The sequence below is a fragment of the Spirosoma taeanense genome, from assembly GCF_013127955.1.
Lineage (GTDB): Bacteria > Bacteroidota > Bacteroidia > Cytophagales > Spirosomataceae > Spirosoma > Spirosoma taeanense.
Genome location: NZ_CP053435.1, coordinates 5,131,205 through 5,153,064 on the forward strand (window position 1 = coordinate 5,131,205; position 21,860 = coordinate 5,153,064).

The window sequence follows — 21,860 nt, forward strand, 5'->3', positions numbered from 1 at the left end:
AGTAGCGGTCTGGCCTCATCAGTAACCACTAAAAATAAGCATGGCAAACATTGTTGCAATCGTTGGCCGCCCAAACGTGGGCAAATCCACGCTGTTTAACCGGTTGACGGAACAGCGGCAGGCCATCATGGATAACCAGAGTGGCGTTACGCGCGACCGGCATTACGGTACGGCCGAGTGGAACGACCGGTATTTTACCGTCATCGATACTGGCGGCTACGTTGTCGGATCAGAAGACGTATTTGAAGAATCAATTCGTGAGCAGGTCGAAATTGCTATTCAGGAATCGACTGTGCTCTTGTTTGTGGTTGATACCCAGACCGGAATTACGGGGCTGGACGAAGATTTCGCGGACGTATTACGTCGGGCCAAAAAGCCCGTTTACGTCGTTGCGAACAAGGCTGAAACGGGCGAACGGGCGCATAGCGCGGCTGAGTTCTATGCTCTGGGTCTGGGCGAACCCTATGCTATTTCTTCGATGACCGGCACGGGCACGGGCGACCTGCTCGATGAAGTCATCAAACACTTTCCATCGCCCGGTATTGAGAATCCGAATGAGGGCGTTCCCCGCATTGCTATCCTGGGCCGACCCAACGTCGGTAAGTCATCGTTTCTGAACGTTTTGACCGGGCAGGAACGCAGTATCGTAACCGATATTGCCGGTACAACCCGCGATGCGATCGACACTCGTTATAAAGCATACGGTAAAGATTTTATTCTGACCGACACCGCCGGTATTCGGCGCAAAGCCCGGATTCAGGATAACATCGAGTTTTACTCGACGCTGCGGTCCATCAAGGCTATGGAAGAGTCGGACGTATGTATTGTCATACTCGACGCTACGCGGGGTATGGAAGCGCAGGACATGAACATCATCGGTCAGGCCGTGAAGGCCAAGAAAGGTGTTGTAATTATGGTCAATAAATGGGATGCCGTTGAAAAAGACCATCGCACTGCTGATGTACTCCGGAAAGAGATGATCCAGCGGCTCATGCCCATTGACTACGTCCCCATCATCTTTGCCTCTGTCCACGAGAAGCAACGTATTTTTCAGGTGATGGAAAAAGCAATGGTGGTGTACGAAAACAAGAACAAGAAAATTACAACCTCGAAGCTCAACGAGGCAATGCAGCCCGAGATCGAAAATTACCCGCCACCGGCTATAAAGGGTAAGCACATCAAGATCAAATACATGCTGCAGGTGCCAACGCCTTCACCGACATTTGTGTTCTTCTGCAACCTGCCGCAATATGTTCAGGAAGCATATCAGCGGTTTCTGGAGAATAAGCTTCGGGCGCACTTTGGGTTTGAGGGCGTTCCGATCACGGTGTTCTTCCGGCAGAAGTAGTCTAACTGTTGTTTATGAGTTGTTGCTGGTTGTTCTCCGGTCGGGCAGAGAATGACCAGCAATATTTTTTTAGTCAACTTATGACCCAGCCACCGTCTTTGAGCCGCTACTGGATCGGCGCTTTTCTGGTTTTTCTGTCTGCGTTTTGTTTTGCGTCGAAAGGAATTCTAATCAAGCTGGCCTATCAGTATCCCATTGATTCAATTTCGCTGCTGACCCTTCGCATGTTATTTGCGCTGCCGTTTTACGTCGTGATTTTGCTCAGACTGGAGCGTACGGCTCCACCCGTGCGGTTAACAACGAAGCAATGGGTTGCTCTGGCCCTGATGGGTATTACGGGTTACTACTTCGCCAGCTTCTTTAATTTTCTGGGCCTGGTGTATATCACGGCCAGCCTCGAACGGATTCTGCTCTTTACGTACCCAACGTTTGTCCTGCTCCTGAACGCGATCGGTTTTGGCCGGCGCGTAACGAAGCTCCAGGCAATGGCACTCGCCCTGACCTACGCGGGCATCCTGCTGGCTTTTGTAGGGAACGTTGAAACATCAAACCAGAAAGATGTCGTGTTGGGCGCCTTCTGGGTAGTACTGAGCGGGCTTGTTTACGCTATTTATCTGGTGGGCAGCGACCGGCTCATTGCGCGTACGGGTTCGCAACGCTTTACGTGCTACGCTATGATTGCAGCAACTGTGCCAACGGTTATCCATTGCGCACTGCAAAACGGGTTGCAGTTGGCTAATTACCCGATACCCGTATATGCCCTGGGTCTGGGCATGGGAATTTTTGTAACCGTTATTCCAACGTTTATGATTGCTGAGGGCATCAAACGTGTCGGCTCAACTAACGCGTCGATTATTGCCAGCGTTGGACCAATTTTCACAATAGTTTTATCGACAGCGGTGCTTCACGAAGTAATCAGCCAGGAACAGATCCTAGGTACATTTCTGGTGCTGGCTGGCGTATTTCTAATTGGCTGGAAAGGAAACCATCGAAGCAAATCGGTAACTGATTAATTAGCCTTTGTTATATATTGAATATATAGGTTATATGATGCATAAAATTGTGCATCATACCGTTTATTCATAAACACGTTTTCATGCAATAATAGGATAAGAGAATTTACCTTTAGATAAATATACCTAACATTCAGCCATTTACCTATGTATAAAAGACCAATTTAAACTTAACTTTCATGAAACGCACACCTAACTAACTTACTGATATGGCTACTGACAAAGTTATCGAAGACGACAAACGTATTGACAAAGCGGCCTACGTGCTCAAAGCCGTAGCTCATCCGCTACGTATCAAAATTATCCAGATGTTAAATGAAAGTAAGGAGCTAAACGTATCAACGATCTACAAAAACCTAAACGCTGAGCAGTCACTCATCTCGCATCATTTAATAAACATGCGGGATAAGGGGATTTTAGATATACGGCGCAGTGGAAAAAATATCTATTACTTTTTAGTTGATACGGCTGTAGCCGAAATTATTGACTGTATTTATAAGAGCAAGATTTTAAATTAACCCAATGTTCGTAGTTCGAAGTTTGATTTCTTTGGCGTAGGTGTGCCCAATCCAGCAAACTTCGGACTACGAACCTGATTCTGTTTCCTGTTACCCAAACAACTCACCTGTTTTGTAATGGGGCACGATGCCCAGGTGCATATAAGCTTTTTCGGTGGCTTCGCGCCCGCGCGACGTCCGTTTCAGAAACCCTTCCTGAATCAGGAATGGCTCATACACTTCTTCGATCGTTTCGGATTCTTCGCCACAGGCGGTAGCAATTGTCGTTAACCCAACCGGACCTCCTTTAAACTTCTCGATAATGGTCGACAGGATTCGGTTATCCATGTCGTCCAGACCGTTCTGGTCAACATCCAGAGCGCTAAGGGCAATTTCGGCGATATCGACATCAATAATGCCATTTCCTTTTACCTGAGCAAAATCGCGGGTCCGGCGCAACAGATTATTGGCAATACGCGGAGTGCCCCGGCTTCGGCGCGCAATCTCATAAGCGCCAGACTCATTAATGGGCGTTCCCAGAATCTGGGATGACCGCTGAACAATACTGGTTAACAACTGCGCATCATAGTACTCCAGCCGGCAGCTAATGCCGAACCGCGCCCGCAGGGGCGACGTCAGCATACCAGCGCGGGTTGTAGCGCCAATCAGCGTAAACGGGTTCAGCTTAATCTGTACCGTCCGGGCGTTGGGACCCGAATCGAGCATGATGTCGATTTTGTAATCTTCCATCGCCGAGTAGAGGTACTCTTCTACAATCGGGTTGAGCCGGTGAATCTCGTCGATGAATAAGACATCATTAGGCTGTAGGTTCGTCAGTAGTCCTGCCAGATCACTGGGCTTATCGAGAACAGGGCCAGAGGTCATTTTGATGTTGGCGCCCAGTTCGTTGGCAATGATGTGTGACAGTGTTGTTTTACCCAGCCCCGGAGGCCCGTGGAGCAGCACATGGTCGAGGGCTTCGCCCCGCTGTTGAGCCGCCCGGACGAACACTTCGAGGTTGTCGAGGACTTTTGCCTGCCCCGTAAAGTCAGCAAACGAAAGCGGCCGAAGCGCCCGTTCAATCTCTTTATCGGTGGCGGTCATGGCCTCGTTTGTTCCTTTCAGAAAGTCGTTTCGCATGGTTATTTGTTGGTGCAGCTCTGGTCAGATTGCCTTGTGCATCAGGGCGATCTGACCAGAGCGTCTACCTCAAATTTACAAAAAAAACCGCAGAAAACCGCTACCTGATCAGCAAAACAGACCCTCGTTTTACGATCTTTCCCCGGTCCGGAAATGACTCGCTTTTATACGTAATTATGTACGGATAAAGCATGGATGGATACAGATTTCCCCGGTAGGTTCCGTCCCATTTTTGCTCGGGGCTGTTACTCTGGAAAATCACTTCGCCCCACCGGTTATAAACCTTTAGTTCGTAGTCGGTTACGTAAGCCGCGAAGACCTGCAACTGATCGTTGACACCATCATTATTAGGCGAGAACGCATCGGGTACATTGACCCGAGGTTCGCAGCGGTTCACTACGCTGGCCGTAGCGGTAGCCGTACAGCCAACGGGATCGGTGACCAATACGGCATACTGCCCTATTCGATCGACCGTAATGGTCCTGGTCGTATCAGGCCGGTTGAGCCACTTGTAAGTTAGCCCAGCTGCCCCATTGGCGATAAGCTGCACCCGGCCCCGATCGCCCTCGCACAGAACCGCTTCTTTCGTGAGCGAGAACGAGGGGGCAGGCCGATCGGTGACCTGAACGCTGCTGCGCCCCACGCAGCCCGTCTGCGTATTGCGCACAACCAGACTGTATGAACCCGGCTGATCAACAGTGAGTGTAGACGTAGTGGCTCCGGTACTCCATTGATACACATTCCCCGCAATATCCCCATTCTCCGGCGTTAACGTAACCCGTTCGCCTACGCATTTCGGCGGACTTGGGCCAATCCTGGCAAAGCCGGTGCTGTCCAGACCAACCCGAATACTGTCTCTGCTGGCTTTACAGCCGTTGCCATCGGTCACCTGTACGTTGTACCGTCCGGGCGCTGCGCTGCCAAAGATGGCGGTGCTGGCAATCAGATTATTATTCTGATCAAGCCAGGCGTAGGATACGGCTGTTCCGCCGGAGACGGTCAGGCTTATTGTACCGCTGTTTGGTCTGCTACAGAGCGCGTTTTTCACGACGGGCGAAAGAGATAGCTGGTTAGCGGTTGATTTGAGCGTAAAGGCTGTGTCGGCCTTACAGGCGTGAATCACTTCCGTTATGCTGATCTTATACGTTCCCTCCGTCAAACCGGTTTGCTGATTCAACGTATCGTTCAACACCGCGCCGTCTCCCCGGGTCCAGTCGTATCGGTACGTGCCGGCTGGCGTAGGCGTAAGCACAATCGACCCATCTGCTGAGGTGCAGGCTTTGGGGCCCGTCAGAGCCGCACGAAGATTAAGTTTTGGTAATTCCCTCACCCGAATTGTATCCGAGTTTTCGCAGACGGTCCCGTTCACGGTTGACTTGGCCGTAACGGTATACGTGCCCGCCTGAGAAACGGTAACCGTGCGCGTAGTGCCGCCGTTGCTCCACTGGAACTCGGTCCAGGTTCGCTGCGGCACAGTCAGGTTTACGGTCGATCGATAACAGAACACCGTGTCGGGGCCAAGATCAAGCGAGGGGGGACGTTTAACCGTTACTTCAATGGTGTCGCTTTTGAAGCACTCGCCGTTGGCGGCAAAACCGATGATATAATAACGACCTGGTCGGTCGATCTTAATTTTCTTTTGCCTGCTGGCCACCGCTCCGTTCACCACCCATACATACACTTTAGCCGCTACATTGATTTCTAACTCGACCCCATCTTTTTTACAACTCGTCTGATCCGGCCCAAGGGAAACGGATTGGGGTGTTTCGAGAATCGTAATCGTATCGTTGATGGTGGTGTCTTTACAGATACCTCCGCTACTTGTGCGGGTTACGATATGAAAGCTTACCGCATAGTCGCCTGGTCGCTGGTAGGTATGAATCTGCGGTTGCAGAGCCGTTGTCGAAACGGGTGCACTCCCGTCGCCAAACGTCCAGGTATAGGTTTCCTTAAGTTTCGGACAGTTGGGACTACCCTGGAACACGGTTGGTTGCCGGGCGCAGGTATCGGAATACGTAAAGCCCGGCCCGCTGGAATTGTCATTGAAGTTATCGACCAGGTTCGGCAAGCCCAGTTGACTAGTTTTCCCGCCCAGCGACTGACCTGCCGGGTTATAGATTAAACTATCCAACAGCCCCCCATTGGGATTTTCGATTGTACCTAATGAACTACTGCCTTTTATCGCTACGTAAATTCGCCCATCGGGCCCGATCTGAATAGAGCCGTATTGCCGGGTTGTGCTACTGTCAACCACGGTTCGGGAGCCCGTCAAGAGCGTATCTTTCTGGCCCAGATCATACCTTAGAATATAGGATAGCCCTTTCTGACTGCCATCAGTGTTGGTATCAGCCAGCATGGTTACGTATAGACTCTTACCATCGGGCGAGAACTCGACTCCGTACGCCTTGGGGGGCGCAGGCCCTAAGTCAAGCGTTCGATTGAAAGTCATTTTTCCGGTCGAATCGTTGAAGGTGTATAAATCAACCGAGTTTTTGGGCGGCCCCGGAATAACGACCGCCATGGGACGGTTCCCTTCGTTACCGCCGGTCGTGTCGGCTGGACCAATTTTAATGTATCCTTCCGCTTTTGAGAGCGAGTCGATTTTTTGCCCGCCCTCGAAGTAGGACACATTAGGCGTTTCACTACGCGTCAGGTGCCGAATTTCAAACCGGTTGGTACCAAACACGCGCGTAATAACCCAGTAGGTTGAATCCCGATCGTTACGTACCGACACCGACTGCTCGGTACCCTGCGTTGATACGGGAATATTTTTCTCGATTACAGCGCCTTTACCACCATTCTGACGCATGTCGACAATGCTGTAGTTCAGCACTTTCTGACCACGGATTTCGGAGGTTGTATAGACGTAGTACAGGTATTCGCAGCCCCGACAGGTTGGCTTCGGCACAATCAGCGCCGATTGCGTCGAACGTTGGTTACCGCCGAGCGGGATAGGGGTAGCCGTGGCCGAGGAATCGCGCGGATCAAGCGATTTTAAGGGCTTGCCATCTTTGTCGTAGATTGTGATCCCGTCGGTATAGAACAGCAGAACGCCTTTGGTATTGGCAATAGATGAGGAACCTTCGATGGTGCTGAGTTTACCATCGTCGACTGGTTTGGGCGAACCGCCCCCGCTGAAGTCGAGTCCGGCGTTCTGCCCAAAATACCATTTTACGCCCTGCGATTGTTTCTGCTCTCCGCATACGTCCACATTAATGCGATCCTGGTACGAACAACCGTTGGGCGAGATTGCTTCCACCGAGTAGCATCCCGAGCTGTCGACCTGAATGCTTTGAGTCGTATCCCCTTTGGGGTACCAAAGGAACCGATAGCCCGAGGGGGCCGGACCATTTGCATAGGGGTCCAGCGTAATTCGTTCACCAATACAAATAGTAGTGTCGGTGCGCCAGTTCGCAAACGGCTGCGGGCGGTTATAAATCGTAATGCTCCGGTCAACGGTTTGCGTAGCACCATTGACCGTTCGGGTTAAAGTAATCGTGTATGTTCCAGGCTGCTGATAGACGTGCCGTGCCGTAGAATCGTTCCGAGTCGTTAATGTGCCCCCATCACCGAAGCTCCAGACGCGGTTCGTTACGCCGGTCCGGACACTGTCGGTAAAAACCATTGAATCGGCCTTGCATTCCTGATCAGGAACGCAGGCTTTACCGCTGATCCGGAAGCCGGTAGGCTGGGTTTGTGCCTGTGCCCAGACCGAGACTACCAGCGACAGCAAGAGCGCCAGTAGTCCGGATACCCGCGTATAATTGATAGAAGTTAACATGAAAAACGCTGAATGAGCCCACCTGCACAAAATCAACCCTTAGCATAACAGACATCGGGGGCATTACGTTAGTATAAACGACGCCACCTCGTTAAAATTTTATCGCCTGAGGGCCGGAAAAGCCACATAAAACCACTTAATTTTATAGGCTATTTGTGCTGCCTAATACTTCGTTTCCCGGAATAACGTTGCATTTACGAAGTTGGCCCATTCTTTGCCCCGTTCGTCACTATGAGTAAGAAATACGTGTTGGTGGTTCTGGTGTTGACGCTCAGCCGGCTGGCTTTTGCGCAGGATCCGCAATTCACCCAATTTTACGCAGCACCGCTTTACCTGAACCCGGCATTTGCCGGGTCGGCGCTGGCTCCGCGCATTACAGCCAACTACCGCAACCAATGGCCCGCTCTCACCAATTACGTAACAACGATGGTAGGACTCGACCATTATGTTGAACGCTTCAACAGCGGGGTTGGCTTACTGATTCAGAACGATAACCAGGGCCAGGGCCGTATTCAATCTACCGATATTGGCCTGCAATATTCCTACCAGTTTCAGGTTGGTGAAGAGTCATTCGTCCGGCTGGGCCTGCAGGGGTCGTATGTTAACCGTAATGTTAACTACTTTGGATTAACAACCGGCGATCAGTTTACGGATCAGGGCTTCATCACCGGCAGCGTTTCGGCTGATCCTACGCTGCTGGGTGGTTCGCCCCGCAAGAAATACCTTGATTTCTCTACGGGTGGCCTGTTTTATTCCGACTGGTTCTGGATTGGTGCAGCCGCGCATCACATTAACCGCCCCGACCAGGGCCTGTTTGTGAGCGGTCGTGAACGGTTACCCGTAAAAGGCAGCATCCACGCAGGTCTGCGTATTCCGCTAATGGGCTTTACTGGTCTGGCCGATGAACAGGACCGCGAAATCAGCTTCTCGCCGGTTATTCTGTATAAATTTCAGGGCAAGTACGATCAGCTGGACCTCGGTGCTTACCTGACGTACTCGCCCATTACGGTGGGTGCCTATTACCGGGGGATTCCCTTCAAGCGGTATAATCAGACGATCAACAATCACGATGCCATCGCCCTGCTGGCGGGTTACCGGATGGACAAATTTTCGATTGGCTATAGCTACGATGCCACCATTTCGACACTCGGTGCCAGTGGTGGTTCTCATGAACTGTCGATCTCGTACGTTTTTGAGAAGCCTGAAGGTCGTCGGTCGGGGGTTAGACGACGCGACAAAAAACTCCCCTGCCCGAAGTTTTAACGTAGATTTACCAGCGCGGATAACGGATCCGCGCTTTCTTTTTATCCCAGATCGCGGACCACTAATTGCACGGTGTACCGGCTTTTCTGCTCCAGCAGCAGGTTTTTATTCACTAACACCCGATCAATCGTGCTCTGGTTATAATAACGGATCGTGATTAGCTCCAGCCCGGCGTTATAGCTGACCCGAAAATCCTTCTTCAACTGCTCCAGCAGAGTCGGCACCCGATCTGGATTGTCGTCAACCACGACCGAAAAGCTGATAGCCGTATTCTGCATGAGGTTGATCTTTACACCTGCCTGCGCGAACCGCCCAAAAATCCGGCTTAGATTATCCTCGGCAATAAACGAAAAGTCATACGGATGCAGCGAAATCAGCATCTGGTTCACTTTGAAAATAAAGGAAGGCGTCGTCAGATGCTGCTCATAGTTGCCAATGGCGGTTCCCTGTGCTTCGGGCTGAATAAACGAGCGGACGTAAAGCGGAATACCTTTATTTTGAAGCGGCTTGATCGTTTTCGGGTGGATAACCGTCGCGCCATAATAAGCCAGCTCAATCGCATCCTGATAAGTCAGTTTTTGCAGCAGCACTGTTTCGTCGAACCACTTCGGATCGGCATTCAGCACACCCGGAACGTCTTTCCAGATTGTGACACTCTCGGCATCTGAACAATGCGCGAAGATAGCCGCCGTGTAATCTGACCCCTCCCGACCCAGGGTTGTCGTCCGGCCATCGGCGGTCTGCCCAATAAACCCCTGCGTAATTGTAACGGCATCCGGCGTTACGGCTTTCGCGATTCGCTGGCTGGTTTCCGACCAGTCCACCTGGCCCTCCCGAAAAGTGCTGTCGGTTCGGATAAGTTGACGGGCATCCACCCAGCGGGTTGGAACGCCAGTTTGAGTTAAATAAGCCGCTACAATCTGCGTTGAGAGAATTTCACCCAAGGAAACTATCTGATCGTAAACTTCGTCGAAAGGAGCGCTGGGTGGCTGTTTCAGATAGTTGTCAAGATGGTCGAATGTTTGCTCAACAAGCGTAAAATCGCCTGTAAGCTCCTCCATGATTGTCTGGTGGTACGTCCGAACAGCCTGCACCCGACTTTGCAGATCAGCCGTTTGCTGGTTGACGTACGCCCGAACGACGTCTTCCAGTGCATTTGTTGTTTTGCCCATTGCCGACACAACCACCACGGCATTCTGGCCCTGCGCTCTGACAATCTCGGCCAGATTGCGCACACCAGCCGCATCTTTCACCGAAGCGCCACCAAACTTAAAAACTTTCATACGGGTCATAAAAAGACGGGATTACAGACTTAACTGAATGCTGTTAAGTCTGTAATCCCGTAAAGTTTTAGTTCTATACCGTTACAGCCCGGCCCGTATAGAGCAGTTCACGAACGGCGTCCGCAATTCCCTGCGGATCAAAACCGCACTCGCGATGCAATTCGATCTGCTCACCGTGTTCGATTACGGCGTCGGGAATGCCAAGCCGTTTAACGCGGGCCATATAGCCGTGGTTAGCCATAAACTCCAGTACCGCGCTGCCGAATCCACCCATAATACAGCCATCCTCGACAGTTAATACCCGATCAAAACGGCTGAAAATCTGGTGCAACAGTTCTTCATCCAGCGGTTTTACGTACCGCATATCAAAGTGAGCCGGCCGGATGCCTTCTTTAGCCAGCATCTTCGTAGCTTCAACGGCGTAATTACCAATATGGCCAATGGTCAGGATAGCGACTTCTTCACCGTCGGCAATCATACGGCCTTTGCCAATGATCTGCTTTTCGAGCGGTGTGCGCCAGTTCGGCATGACGCCCTCACCCCGTGGGTAACGGATGGTAAACGCATTTTTGCCCTGCTGAACCTCATCCGACTGGGCCGTAAACATCATGTTCCGAAGCTCCTGCTCGTTCATGGGTGCCGCCACAATCATATTAGGAATACACCGCATATACGCCAGGTCATAAGCCCCGTGGTGCGTCGGGCCGTCGGCACCGGCAAAACCAGCCCGGTCGAGACAGAAGACAACCGGCAGCTCCTGGATGCAAACGTCATGAATGACCTGATCGTAGGCCCGTTGCATGAACGTAGAATAGATATTGCAGAACACTACTTCGCCCTGCGTCGCCATCCCGGCCGAGAACGTTACGGCGTGCTGCTCAGCAATACCAACGTCGAAGGCCCGGCTGGGCATGGCTTTCATCATGATATTCATGGATGAGCCGGAGGGCATAGCGGGCGTTACGCCCACAACCCGGGGATTTTTCTCAGCCAGTTCCACCAGCGTATGCCCGAATACATCCTGGTACTTTGGGGGCTGGGGGGTGTCGTAAACTTTCTTGGTAATCACACCCGTCACCTTATCGAACAGACCGGGTGCGTGCCACTTGGTCTGATCTTTTTCGGCCGGGGCATAGCCTTTCCCTTTTACGGTCAGTACGTGCAGGAGTTTAGGGCCGGGAATATTTTTTAGATCATCAAGAACACTAACCAGATGATCGATGTCATGCCCGTCAATCGGCCCAAAGTAGCGCAGGTGAAGCGACTCAAACAGATTGCTTTGCTCCAGAAGCGAGCTTTTGATTCCCGACTGCACCTGCGAAACCAGTTCCTGCGCCGTCTTGCCGAGCTTATCCATCTTACCGAGCAGATTCCAGATCTCGTCTTTAACCTTGTTATAAGTCTGCGAGGTGGTGATGTCGGTCAGATACTCGCGCAAAGCACCCACGTTCGGGTCAATGCTCATGCAGTTATCGTTCAGGACAATCAGCAGGTTACTATCTGTTGCACCGGCGTGATTCATGCCCTCGAAGGCTTCACCGGCGGTCAGGGCGCCATCACCAATGACCGCGATATGGTTACGAGTCGTATTACCCTGTAGCTGCGATGCAACCGCCATACCCAGCGCAGCCGAAATAGATGTTGACGAGTGCCCAACACCAAACGCATCGTATGGACTTTCCTTCCGTTTCGGAAAACCCGAAATACCTTTATAAAACCGGTTTGTGTGGAACCGATCACGCCGTCCGGTCAGAATCTTGTGGCCGTAAGCCTGGTGGCCTACATCCCATACCAATTGATCGTCGGGCGTGTTGAATACGTAGTGCAGGGCAACGGTCAATTCAACTACACCGAGACTGGCACCGAAGTGACCACCATAAACGGAAACATCGTCAATAATGAACTGACGTAATTCGTCGGCAAGCTGGGGTAGGCGGGATTTATCGAGTTTACGAAGATCGTCAGGCGTGTTGATCGTGGCCAGAAGACTGCCGGGGGTAATCAGCATGATGATGAGCAGTAAAGCGTCTGTTTTACAACAACAAACAGACAGATTACAATGTTTCTATCGGCGGTTCGTCTATTGCGTTGGGACAGCGAAGCTACTACTTTTTTTACCAATTATAAAAAATCTAAGCCCTCAGCCGCCTATAGACATACGCAGACGTTGAGAGCTTAGATTAAAAAAAGAATAAGTATAAACCTATCGGGCTGTTTCAAACTGCAGGTTATTCTTCATAAACGCTCTCCAGAACTGACATTGTTCCAGAGCTTTCTTAGTTCCGCTGGCTGGCCCGAAACAGTTTCTGTTTCTCTTCACGGGTCAGACTTTCGTAACCAGAGCGTGAAATCTTATCCAGAATCATATCGACCTCATCCTGATCGGGCGTCGAAATCGAAGCCGACGAACTTCCAGCCGATGCATAGGTGCTGGCCTGCGTACTGGCGTTGCTACGCTGCCGATACGAGACCTTTACGGCTGGTTTCGGCTTAAATAGATTGCTCCAGCCTTCCATCATCCAGTAAATTGGCCGTCCCAGATCGGTGCCGCTCTGCAACAGCTTTACGTAGCAGAACCCCATGATAGCGCCACCTAAATGGGCCAGGTTCCCACCTGCATTCGGCCCGGCCGACTGCGCAATGGACAGCACAATGAAGAAAAAAACGATATACTTAATCCGGACCGGACCAAAGAACAGCAAATGAAAGGTATAGTTTGGCAGTAACGTTGCCGCGCCAACCGCCACCGAAAACGCAGCTCCCGAAGCACCCAGCATCCGTGCGTCCTGAACCTGATTCTGGAAGTAGGGTACCAGATTATACATGGCCAGATACAGCAGGCCACCCGCCAGACCGCCCATAATATACAGCCCAACCAACCGCCGATTACCCAGATACTCGTCAATCAAACGCCCGAACCAGTACAGGAACAGCATATTGTAGAGAATATGGAAAATGTCCTCATGCGTGAAGAAATACGTTATGAGGGTCCAGGGTTTATACAGTACTGCACCTAAGTTAGCGGGTATGGTCAGTTGGTTGAGTATAAGGGCATACGTTCCCGGGGCCTGCGCCATAGCAAAACCAACTTTTGCCAGCAACAGCACAAGAAACACAACCGTGTTTATCAATATCAATTGCACCAACGTGTTGTTGGGCTTGTTGAATTCGCTTCGAAAGTCATCAAACAACCCGCTCATCACTAATAGAAATTTTTTCGTTGTGAACCCCAGTATTTTACTAAAATAAACGCAAACAACATGCCGCCAATGTGCGCAAAATGGGCTACGTTGTCGGCCTGAGCCCGGTAGATCCCTGTGTAAAGTTCATAAGCCCCGTAAAAGATAACGAGGTATTTCGCTTTGACTGGTATAGGTGGAAACAATAAAAATAACTGAGTGTTCGGAAACAATAACCCAAACCCCATAATCACGCCAAAAATCGCACCAGAAGCGCCAACCATCGGTTCATTGACCTGACCGGCATATAACCGGTTCACTATCTGCAGACTTCCATCAATAAACTGCTGGTTGTCCGGCTGCTGCTCAAATCGCTCAGCAAACGAAGCTACCTGATCATACAGCGATTGGGCATACATGTCAATAAAACTCATGAACCCATCTGGTGTTGGAGCTAACCGGTAATCCTGAACAGCTTCATATACGTCGCGTATCTCAAAATAGTTTATGCCCGAAAATAACAGAGCCGCCCCCAATCCCGTAAAAAAGTAAAAGAACGTAAATCGTTTTGGCCCCCAGAATCGCTCCAGCATTGGACCAAAGACGATCAGGCCAATCATATTGCTGAAAATGTGCCCAAATCCGCCGTGCAGAAACATATGCGTCAGCAACTGAATCGGGCTAAACATGTCTGACAGAAACGAGTGCAGACCAAACTGCTGGATTATGCTTTCATTGGTGACAAAAAAAACCAGAACGTTTATAATCAGAATAGTACGTACAACTGGGGTAAGGGCAAACATCGTTTCTTTTTTCTAATTTACCCTTTTAACTCATTTGTTATCGAAAAAGTCCCGCAATCTTATCTAAAGTAAGCACTGTCGTAACCGGTTCGCCGGTGGGCGTATAGCTCGGGTTCGAAGAGGCAAACAACTGATTGACCAACGCTTTGCGCTCCGTCAGGCTCAACCGGGCGGTATGCCGTGCCGCCGACCGTCTGGCCAGCGACCGCGCCAGCGCTTCAACCCGGTCTAGCTTTAATCGGCCGGTATCGGCCCGCAGCTGAGCCAGCAGGTTTGCAAAAAGCTCTTCCTCGTTTTCGCCCGTTGTCAGCGTCGGTACGCCCCGAATGATGAACGTGCTCTGCCCCAGTTCATCGAACTGAAAGCCGAGGTTCGTCAGATCATCCTGCAAATCTAAGGCAAGTTGAAAATCAACCGGCGTCAGCGTTACAGTTTTTGGAAAAAGTAGTTGCTGCGAAACCCCGTTCCGCTTGGTAAGGGCCGAGTGAAACTGATCATACAGGATTCGCTCGTAGGCCCGACGCTGATCTATGAGCATCACGCCCGACTTGATAGTTGCCAGCAGGTAGCGATTCTGTACCTGCACGATATTTTCGTCTTCTACCACCACGGGCGCGTCGTCCTGAATCTGATTGGCGCGACTGCCCAGCGTAACCGGTTCCGCTTCCACGGGTTCGCTGCTAACCGGCGCGGGTTTTGCCGGTCCTAACCAATCGCCGGGTACCTGTTCGGCGGGTGCCGACTCCGGTTTTTCAGCAACCGATTCAAAAAGAGCCTGCCAATTATTAACCGACGGCTTTTTCGGAACGTCAAAACTCTTTCCGGCGGCCTTATCCAACGATTCACTGCGCAATGCAGTCCGTTCTGTTTTAGGCTGTGTGGTCGGCGCGGTCGAACCACCGGTTGCCCAGGAGGGCGTAATGGGCCGGGGAAGGTCAGCTTTTGATTCTACGGATGAAGCTTTATCAAAGCCAGCCCGTCCACCGGACAGAAAATTAACGTCGGAATCAAAATCAAGCGACGGAGCCAGGTTATATACCCCGACGGCTTTCCGCACAGCGGCCATCATAATGGCATAGACGGACCGTTCATCATCGAACTTGATCTCGGTTTTGGTCGGGTGAATGTTGATGTCGATATGCGACGGATCAATATCAATAAACAGCACATAGAACGGATGGCTACCCTCTGGCAGAGTTCCTTCGTAGGCGCCCACTACTGCGTGGTGCAGGTAGTTATGTTTGATGTACCGGTTATTAACGAAGAAAAATTGTTCGTTACGGGCTTTTTTGGCCGACTCAGGCTTGCCAATGTAGCCCCGTACTGTTACGTAGGGCGTCTGTTCGTCGCAGTAGTTTAACTGCTCGCGGTAGCTCTTGCCAAACATATCAATGATTCGGCGGCTTAGCTTTCCGGCGGGTAGGTTATAAATTTCCTGATCGTTGTGGAAGAGTGAAAACGCTACTTCCGGATTTGCCAGAGCCACCCGCTGAAACTCGTCCAGAATATGACGCATCTCAACCGAGTTGGATTTCAGAAAGTTACGTCGGGCCGGAACGTTGAAAAACAGATTTTTAATGAGCAGGTTTGTACCCGGCAAACAGGACACCGCTTCCTGCGCCCTGATATCCGAGCCTTCAATCCGGATCAGCGTGCCGAGTTCGTCATCGGCCCGGCGCGTGCGCATTTCTATCTGCGATACGGCGGCTATTGACGCCAGGGCTTCGCCCCGGAAACCCATGGTTCTGATCCGGAACAGGTCGTCCGACGAGCGAATTTTAGACGTCGCATGCCGCTCAAAACTCATACGGGCATCCGTCTCGGTCATCCCGACGCCATCGTCCACGATCTGAATCAGATTCCGGCCAGCCTCGCGAATGATTACCTGTACCGACTTCGCCTTTGCATCGACCGAATTCTCCAGCAACTCTTTAACTACCGACGCCGGCCGCTGCACTACTTCCCCAGCCGCAATCTGGTTGGCAATCGAATCGGGCAGCAGTTGTATGACATTTACCATAACTAATCAATCCTTCCGAACGATGAATGTCGTTCTTTACAAGATACAACAAAATTAGCCTAAAAAAAAGCCCCTATCCAACGGTTTTCGCGCAGGACAGGGGCTGATTTGGTTTTCTGTTTCGGCAATAGACCCGAAACTGCGTACGCCACTCAACTACAGGTGAATGGCCTCACCGTAAGCCGCTTCGGTAGCGTCTTTGATCGCTTCCGACATGGTCGGGTGTGGGTGAACGGATTTCAGAATTTCTTCGCCGGTCGTTTCGAGCTTCCGGGCGGCTACTACTTCGGCAATCATTTCGGTTACGTTATTGCCAATGAAGTGTGCGCCCAGGAATTCGCCGTATTTAGCGTCGAAAATCACCTTTACAAAGCCTTCCGGTGTACCAGAAGCTTTGGCCTTACCTGATGCCGTGAAGGGAAATTTACCTACTTTCAGCTCATAACCGGCTTCACGAGCGGCCTTCTCCGTGTAGCCAACCGACGCGATTTCAGGTGTGCAATACGTACAGCCGGGAATATTGTTGTAGTTCAGAGGCTCAACGTGCGGCAGACCGGCGATCTTCTCGACGCAGATAATTCCCTCGGCGGAAGCTACGTGGGCGAGCGCCTGTCCTTTCGTTACGTCGCCGATAGCATAATACCCTTCTACATTGGTGCGGTAATAATCGTCCGTAACGATTTTACCCCGATCGACACTGATACCTGTTTCTTCCAGCCCGATGTTTTCAATATTGGCCACCACACCCGCTGCCGACAGAACGATGTCGGTTTCGAAGGTCTTCTCGCCGTCCGGCGTTTTGACGAACACTTTGCAGCCCTGGCCGCTGGTGTCCACCTTCATTACTTCCGACTTTGTATAAATCTCAATACCCAGCTTTTTGTACTGCTTGGCGAGTTCTTTGGAGATATCTTCGTCTTCAACGGGCACCACGTTCGGCATAAACTCGATAATCGTCACTTTCGTACCCATACTGGCGTAGACGTAAGCAAACTCAACGCCGATAGCGCCCGAGCCAATGATCAGCATAGAATCAGGCCGCTTTTCGAGCGACATGGCCTTGCGGTATTCAATTACCTTCTGACCGTCGAACGGAACGCTTGGCAGTTGACGGGCACGTCCGCCGGTAGCGATGATGATATGTTTGGCTTCGTAATCCGTTGCTTTGCCATCGGCACCGGTCACTTCGACCTTTTTACCGGGCTTCACCTTACCGACCCCGTTAATGATGTCGATTTTATTTTTCTTCATCAAGAACTGAACGCCCTTGCTCATGCTGTCGGCTACGCCCCGGCTCCGCTTAATAACGGCTCCGAAATCGGCTTGCGACTCGCCCTGCACCGTAATGCCGTAGTCGGCCGAGTGCTTAATGTATTCAAAAACCTGTGCCGATTTGAGTAGGGCTTTGGTCGGGATACAACCCCAGTTCAGACAGATACCGCCGAGGCTTTCGCGCTCAATGACGGCCGTTTTCATACCCAACTGCGACGCCCGGATAGCGGCTACATAGCCGCCCGGCCCGCTACCCACAACGATTACATCGTATTGTGAAGCCATTATCTAAGAATGAATATTACAGATTGAAAAAGGAATACTGTCCTCAAAAAGAGAACGCAAAGGTAGGTTGAAAAGTTGATTTGCGCCGAAACCCGCTGCTGAGATTACCCTAAATCGGCGGGCTCGACAACCAGCCGGATGCCTTTGCCCCGGCAGACGGGCAATTGCAGGGCATCCAACTGGTGTCTGGTATAGCAACAATACGACGCTGTACCCTAATAACTCAATCGTTTTCTGACAATATACCCTTTCGCCGGAAACAACCGGCCCCGCTGGTTTTGTTTATCTTTGCGGAATACCTAACAACACGCATACGACAAGTTCATGACAACTGACCAGTTGACCGACTTGAGGGCCAGAGTAGAGGCCCTGAGGGGGTACCTTTGACTACGATACGAAGAAAGAACAGCTAGCCGAACTCGAACAGCAAACCTTTCAGCCCGAGTTCTGGAACGATGCCGCCCGGGCCGAAGGCGTTATGAAGCAGGTCCGCGCCCTAAAAGGCTGGACCACCGGCTATGAGAAACTCAACAGCCAGTTCGGCGACCTCGAAACGCTGTTCGAATTCTATGAAGCAGGCGAAGTTACGGAAGAGGAGGTTGATGAAGAAGGCCGGAAAGTCTCGGCAACGCTCGAAGATCTGGAACTCAAAAAGATGCTCGGCAATGAAGAAGATCAGCTCAGCGCGGTTCTGGAAATCAACGCCGGGGCGGGTGGCACCGAAAGTCAGGACTGGGCCGACATGCTCTACCGGATGTATATGCGCTGGGCCGAAAAACACGGTTACGGGCTGAAGCAGGTTGACTACCAGGAAGGCGACACAGCCGGAATTAAGTCGGCCACCATTGAAGTAGATGGCGCGCTTGCGTATGGGTTTTTGAAATCCGAAAACGGCGTTCACCGGCTGGTTCGCGTCTCGCCGTTCGATTCCAACGCGCGTCGGCACACGTCCTTTGCATCAGTATTCGCCTATCCGCTGGTAGACGACACCATTCAGATTGAAGTAAATCCAGCTGATATTGAATGGGACACATTCCGGTCGGGTGGGGCCGGTGGGCAGAACGTAAACAAAGTTGAAACGGCGGTTCGGTTGCGGCACCGGCCTTCGGGTCTGATCATCGAATGCCAGCAAGAACGCAGTCAGTTACAGAACAAAGAAGTTGCTATGCGCCTGCTCAAATCCAAGCTCTACGAGATCGAGGTGCAGAAGCGTAACGCAGCCCGCGCCGAAGTTGAAGCCGGTAAACAGAAGATTGAGTGGGGTTCGCAGATCCGGTCTTACGTCCTGGACGACCGGCGCGTGAAAGACCACCGTACGGGCTATCAAACCTCCAATACAGATGCTGTGCTGGACGGTGACATTGATCCGTTCATCAAGGCCTTTCTGCTGGAGCAGGATGTGTAAATCCGGATTCTAAGTGACACGAATTGTCATGATTTATGACCGGGCTATTGGACCAAAAATCCGGGAATTGGTTAGCTTCGTAGGTAAATCATGGCAATTCGTTTACTAGTATTGATTCTTGTGCAGACGGCTTTACTGCTGGCCTGCACCCAACCATCCGTCATGGTTAGCACTCCAAACGCGGCCAAATCAAAGCTACAGTTTTTATCCCTCGGCGATTCATACACCATTGGCGAGAGCGTATCGGAGTACGAGCGCTGGAGCGTTCAACTGGCGGAGATGCTGCGCAACGACAGCGTCAACATTGCCGACCCGGACATTATCGCCCGAACCGGCTGGACAACGGCCGAACTACAGGATGCCATCAAAGCCAGTGGCAACCAGAAGACCTATGGCCTGGTCTCTCTGCTCATTGGTGTAAACAACCAGTATCGGGGTCAGTCCCCGGACCGCTACCAAGCCGAATTTCGGGCGTTGCTGCAAACGGCTACCCAGTTTGCTGGAGGTAAAGCAGGTCGGGTGTTTGTCCTCTCGATACCTGACTGGGGCACATCACCATTTGCCCGAAACCAGGATAAAGGCCGTATTACCGCCGAGATTAATCAGTTCAATGCCATCGCGCAGGACGAGTGCCAGAAAGCAGGCATTACGTTCGTTGACATTACCCCCCTAACCCGCCAGGCCGCCGGCGACAACACGCAGTTTGCCAGCGATGGCCTGCACTACTCCGGCCGGCAGATGCGGCTCTGGGCCGAAAAAGCCCTGCCCATCGCCAAAGAGCGGCTCAAACAATAGCTCACTCAGGAAACCAGTGCCGCCTTCGGTTTGCTGAATTTCAGCTTGTAATGCCGTACGGTTCGGCCAATCAGCATGCCGCCTACTACCGACGGCGCAATCCAGGCGGCCGTTGCGATCCATTCCGGTGCTCCGGCCGGCGTAACCCGTGCCATATTTGTTACGATGGCGGCTGTGAACGTAGCGATATAAGAACCGCCCATGCGCGTAAAGTGCTGGAAAAACCAGTGCATTTTTTCAGTAGGCCGCCCAAACTGACGGGCATCCTGCAGAGCGAAAACGCCCGTCAGGATGCCAAAGAAGGAGAAAACAATGGCGAAAAACGAGACGCCATGGCCGATCAGCAGATTCAGCCCAAAGCCAATCATACCTAAGCTAACTACTAATGTTACATAAGTCAGGCCGCGATCGAACGCCGTCGGGCCGTTTTTTTTCTGTTTCGTTGCCCGCCAGCCCGTCATGCTTAAATAAAAGCTAAGCACGGCGATACCGGTCAGAAACAGCCGCATCATCCTTATTGGTTGCAGAACACACAGCAGCAGGGCGGTGATGGCGACCGTAATCATGCAGTATACGAAGACCAGGCCACTGCGGTTGTGCAATCGGCTTCCTTTAGCCGAAAACATAGGAATCAAACCAACCAGCAGCGCGATAGTGCCCGCAGTAATGTGGATAATCAGAGAAGATAAAATGAGCGTTTTCATGAGCCGTATCAGGTTTGCTAGTGACTGACGCGCCGAAGCGACAGGACAAACCTACAGCGGTCTTTGCAGCGGCTGCAACTTTAAGGGCTAAACGACAGAGTTTGGGGTGAATAGCAACCAAAAACCGGTTTTGGGACGAATGGAGGGACGTTTTACTCAGATTTAAGCCGGGCAACTATCGTATCGTTGTACTGCCGGGCAACGGGAATCTGCCACTGCCCCCCCAGGAAATGCAGCCTGTAACCCTGCGCGTTGCCTGTTACCCGCTCCACCCGATCGAGGTTGACTACGTAGGAACGATGGCACCGAAGAATTTGGGGCGTATTAATTTGGGCTGTTAACCGGCTCAGGCTGCTACGGAGCAGAGATTTGACACCCAGACCGTCCTTCAGATAGACAACCGTGCAGTAATTATCGCTCGACTCAATGAATAGCAGATCAGCCGCCGGAAAGGTCAGCGTGTCTTTCTCATTTTCAGCAACGAGCGTCAGCGGGGCAGTTGATAGGGCATCCGACGAAGAAAAGGGCGTTTGTCCAACGGAAGAAGACACGGTACCTGCAGTGTGCGTGGGCAGTTCGGCAGCTTGCCGGACGTACCGGCGCAGATGAATAATATAACTAGCCATGACCGTGCCCGCCGTTGGAAAAATGCCGATCAGAAACGTAATCAAAATCATTCCGGCAATGTCGGGCAGCCCAACGACTTCGTCCGTAATCAAGGCCATATACCCTTGATTCCCCAGGGCAATCAGCAGGATATTGGCCATGATAAACAGAATCGCCTTACCCACCGTCCAGCTTTCTTCCTTAAACGTACGGGGAAACAGCCGGGGCCATACCAGGAAGTTAAAGGCGGTTATGACAAAGCTGACCAAGCCAAAGCCAAGCAATTTCCAGACCTTATAGGGCGTCTGCCAATGCTCCGTACCGAACGGCTGAAACGTAAGCAGGAACAGACCCACAAAAGCGCCAATCAGAGCGGCCCGTATCCAAGCCCGACTGGCAGGCTCGTCAAACGGATAGGGTTGCTTGAGAATACGAAACATGCGTTTCCGACTACGACAACATTAAG

16 protein-coding genes are annotated in these 21,860 nt (G+C 51.6%); 6 read left to right on the plus strand and 10 right to left on the minus strand.

Features of this window, described 5'->3' with window-relative positions:
* Nucleotides 1–40: 40 nt before the first annotated feature.
* The 3 genes from der to HNV11_RS21235 all read left to right on the plus strand — a co-directional run bounded on the left by der (nt 41) and on the right by HNV11_RS21235 (nt 2,879).
* Complete coding sequence (gene der, locus HNV11_RS21225) at nt 41–1,348, plus strand: ribosome biogenesis GTPase Der (protein ID WP_171741578.1); 1,308 nt, start codon at nt 41–43, stop codon at nt 1,346–1,348.
* Nucleotides 1,349–1,428: 80 nt separating this feature from the next.
* Nucleotides 1,429–2,361, plus strand: a complete 933-nt coding sequence (locus HNV11_RS21230) for a DMT family transporter (RefSeq protein ID WP_171741579.1) — start codon at nt 1,429–1,431, stop codon at nt 2,359–2,361.
* A gap of 209 nt (nt 2,362–2,570) precedes the next feature.
* Nucleotides 2,571–2,879 carry an ArsR/SmtB family transcription factor gene (locus HNV11_RS21235; RefSeq protein WP_171741581.1) on the plus strand — a complete coding sequence of 103 codons (309 nt, stop codon included), beginning with the start codon at nt 2,571–2,573 and terminating at the stop codon, nt 2,877–2,879.
* Between the two features lie 90 nt (nt 2,880–2,969).
* Here HNV11_RS21235 and ruvB read toward each other — a convergent pair whose 3' ends face one another.
* Nucleotides 2,970–3,998: a Holliday junction branch migration DNA helicase RuvB gene (gene ruvB, locus HNV11_RS21240; RefSeq protein ID WP_171741582.1), complete on the minus strand. Its 1,029-nt coding sequence runs from the start codon at nt 3,996–3,998 to the stop codon at nt 2,970–2,972.
* A gap of 100 nt (nt 3,999–4,098) precedes the next feature.
* A complete protein-coding gene (locus HNV11_RS21245) occupies nt 4,099–7,779 on the minus strand; it encodes a PKD domain-containing protein (protein WP_171741583.1) in 3,681 nt (1,226 codons plus the stop codon).
* 231 nt (nt 7,780–8,010) lie between these two features.
* Here HNV11_RS21245 and HNV11_RS21250 point away from each other — a divergent pair, with 231 nt between their 5' ends.
* Nucleotides 8,011–9,042, plus strand: a complete 1,032-nt coding sequence (locus HNV11_RS21250; protein WP_171741584.1) for a PorP/SprF family type IX secretion system membrane protein — start codon at nt 8,011–8,013, stop codon at nt 9,040–9,042.
* 41 nt (nt 9,043–9,083) lie between these two features.
* On the opposite strand, the gene HNV11_RS21255 is transcribed toward HNV11_RS21250, so the two are convergent.
* The 6 genes from HNV11_RS21255 to lpdA form a co-directional block, all read right to left on the minus strand.
* A complete protein-coding gene (locus HNV11_RS21255; RefSeq protein WP_171742271.1) occupies nt 9,084–10,325 on the minus strand; it encodes an aspartate kinase in 1,242 nt (413 codons plus the stop codon).
* A gap of 73 nt (nt 10,326–10,398) precedes the next feature.
* Nucleotides 10,399–12,333 (minus strand): 1-deoxy-D-xylulose-5-phosphate synthase, encoded by a 1,935-nt coding sequence (gene dxs / locus HNV11_RS21260; RefSeq protein WP_171741585.1) that lies wholly within the window; start codon nt 12,331–12,333, stop codon nt 10,399–10,401.
* Between the two features lie 268 nt (nt 12,334–12,601).
* Nucleotides 12,602–13,525: a rhomboid family intramembrane serine protease gene (locus tag HNV11_RS21265; RefSeq protein WP_171741586.1), complete on the minus strand. Its 924-nt coding sequence runs from the start codon at nt 13,523–13,525 to the stop codon at nt 12,602–12,604.
* Nucleotides 13,526–13,527: 2 nt separating this feature from the next.
* Nucleotides 13,528–14,307: a rhomboid family intramembrane serine protease gene (locus tag HNV11_RS21270; RefSeq protein ID WP_171741587.1), complete on the minus strand. Its 780-nt coding sequence runs from the start codon at nt 14,305–14,307 to the stop codon at nt 13,528–13,530.
* 37 nt (nt 14,308–14,344) lie between these two features.
* Nucleotides 14,345–16,327 (minus strand): DNA mismatch repair endonuclease MutL, encoded by a 1,983-nt coding sequence (mutL, locus tag HNV11_RS21275; protein ID WP_171741588.1) that lies wholly within the window; start codon nt 16,325–16,327, stop codon nt 14,345–14,347.
* A 156-nt stretch (nt 16,328–16,483) separates the two neighbouring features.
* A complete protein-coding gene (gene lpdA / locus HNV11_RS21280; RefSeq protein ID WP_171741589.1) occupies nt 16,484–17,884 on the minus strand; it encodes a dihydrolipoyl dehydrogenase in 1,401 nt (466 codons plus the stop codon).
* A 324-nt stretch (nt 17,885–18,208) separates the two neighbouring features.
* Between lpdA and prfB the strand changes: the two genes are divergently transcribed.
* A protein-coding gene (gene prfB / locus HNV11_RS21285) for a peptide chain release factor 2 (RefSeq protein WP_171741590.1) occupies nt 18,209–19,289 on the plus strand; the annotation gives its coding sequence in 2 pieces (ribosomal slippage) (nt 18,209–18,268 and nt 18,270–19,289; 1,080 coding nt in all).
* A gap of 90 nt (nt 19,290–19,379) precedes the next feature.
* On the plus strand, nt 19,380–20,084 hold the full coding sequence (locus HNV11_RS21290; RefSeq protein ID WP_240163620.1) for an SGNH/GDSL hydrolase family protein: 705 nt from the start codon (nt 19,380–19,382) through the stop codon (nt 20,082–20,084).
* 5 nt (nt 20,085–20,089) lie between these two features.
* On the opposite strand, the gene HNV11_RS21295 is transcribed toward HNV11_RS21290, so the two are convergent.
* Together HNV11_RS21295 and HNV11_RS21300 are read right to left on the minus strand one after the other, a co-directional pair.
* Nucleotides 20,090–20,788 (minus strand): DUF2306 domain-containing protein, encoded by a 699-nt coding sequence (locus tag HNV11_RS21295; protein WP_171741591.1) that lies wholly within the window; start codon nt 20,786–20,788, stop codon nt 20,090–20,092.
* A gap of 152 nt (nt 20,789–20,940) precedes the next feature.
* Complete coding sequence (locus tag HNV11_RS21300) at nt 20,941–21,834, minus strand: LytTR family DNA-binding domain-containing protein (protein WP_171741592.1); 894 nt, start codon at nt 21,832–21,834, stop codon at nt 20,941–20,943.
* Between the last annotated feature and the right edge of the window lie 26 nt (nt 21,835–21,860).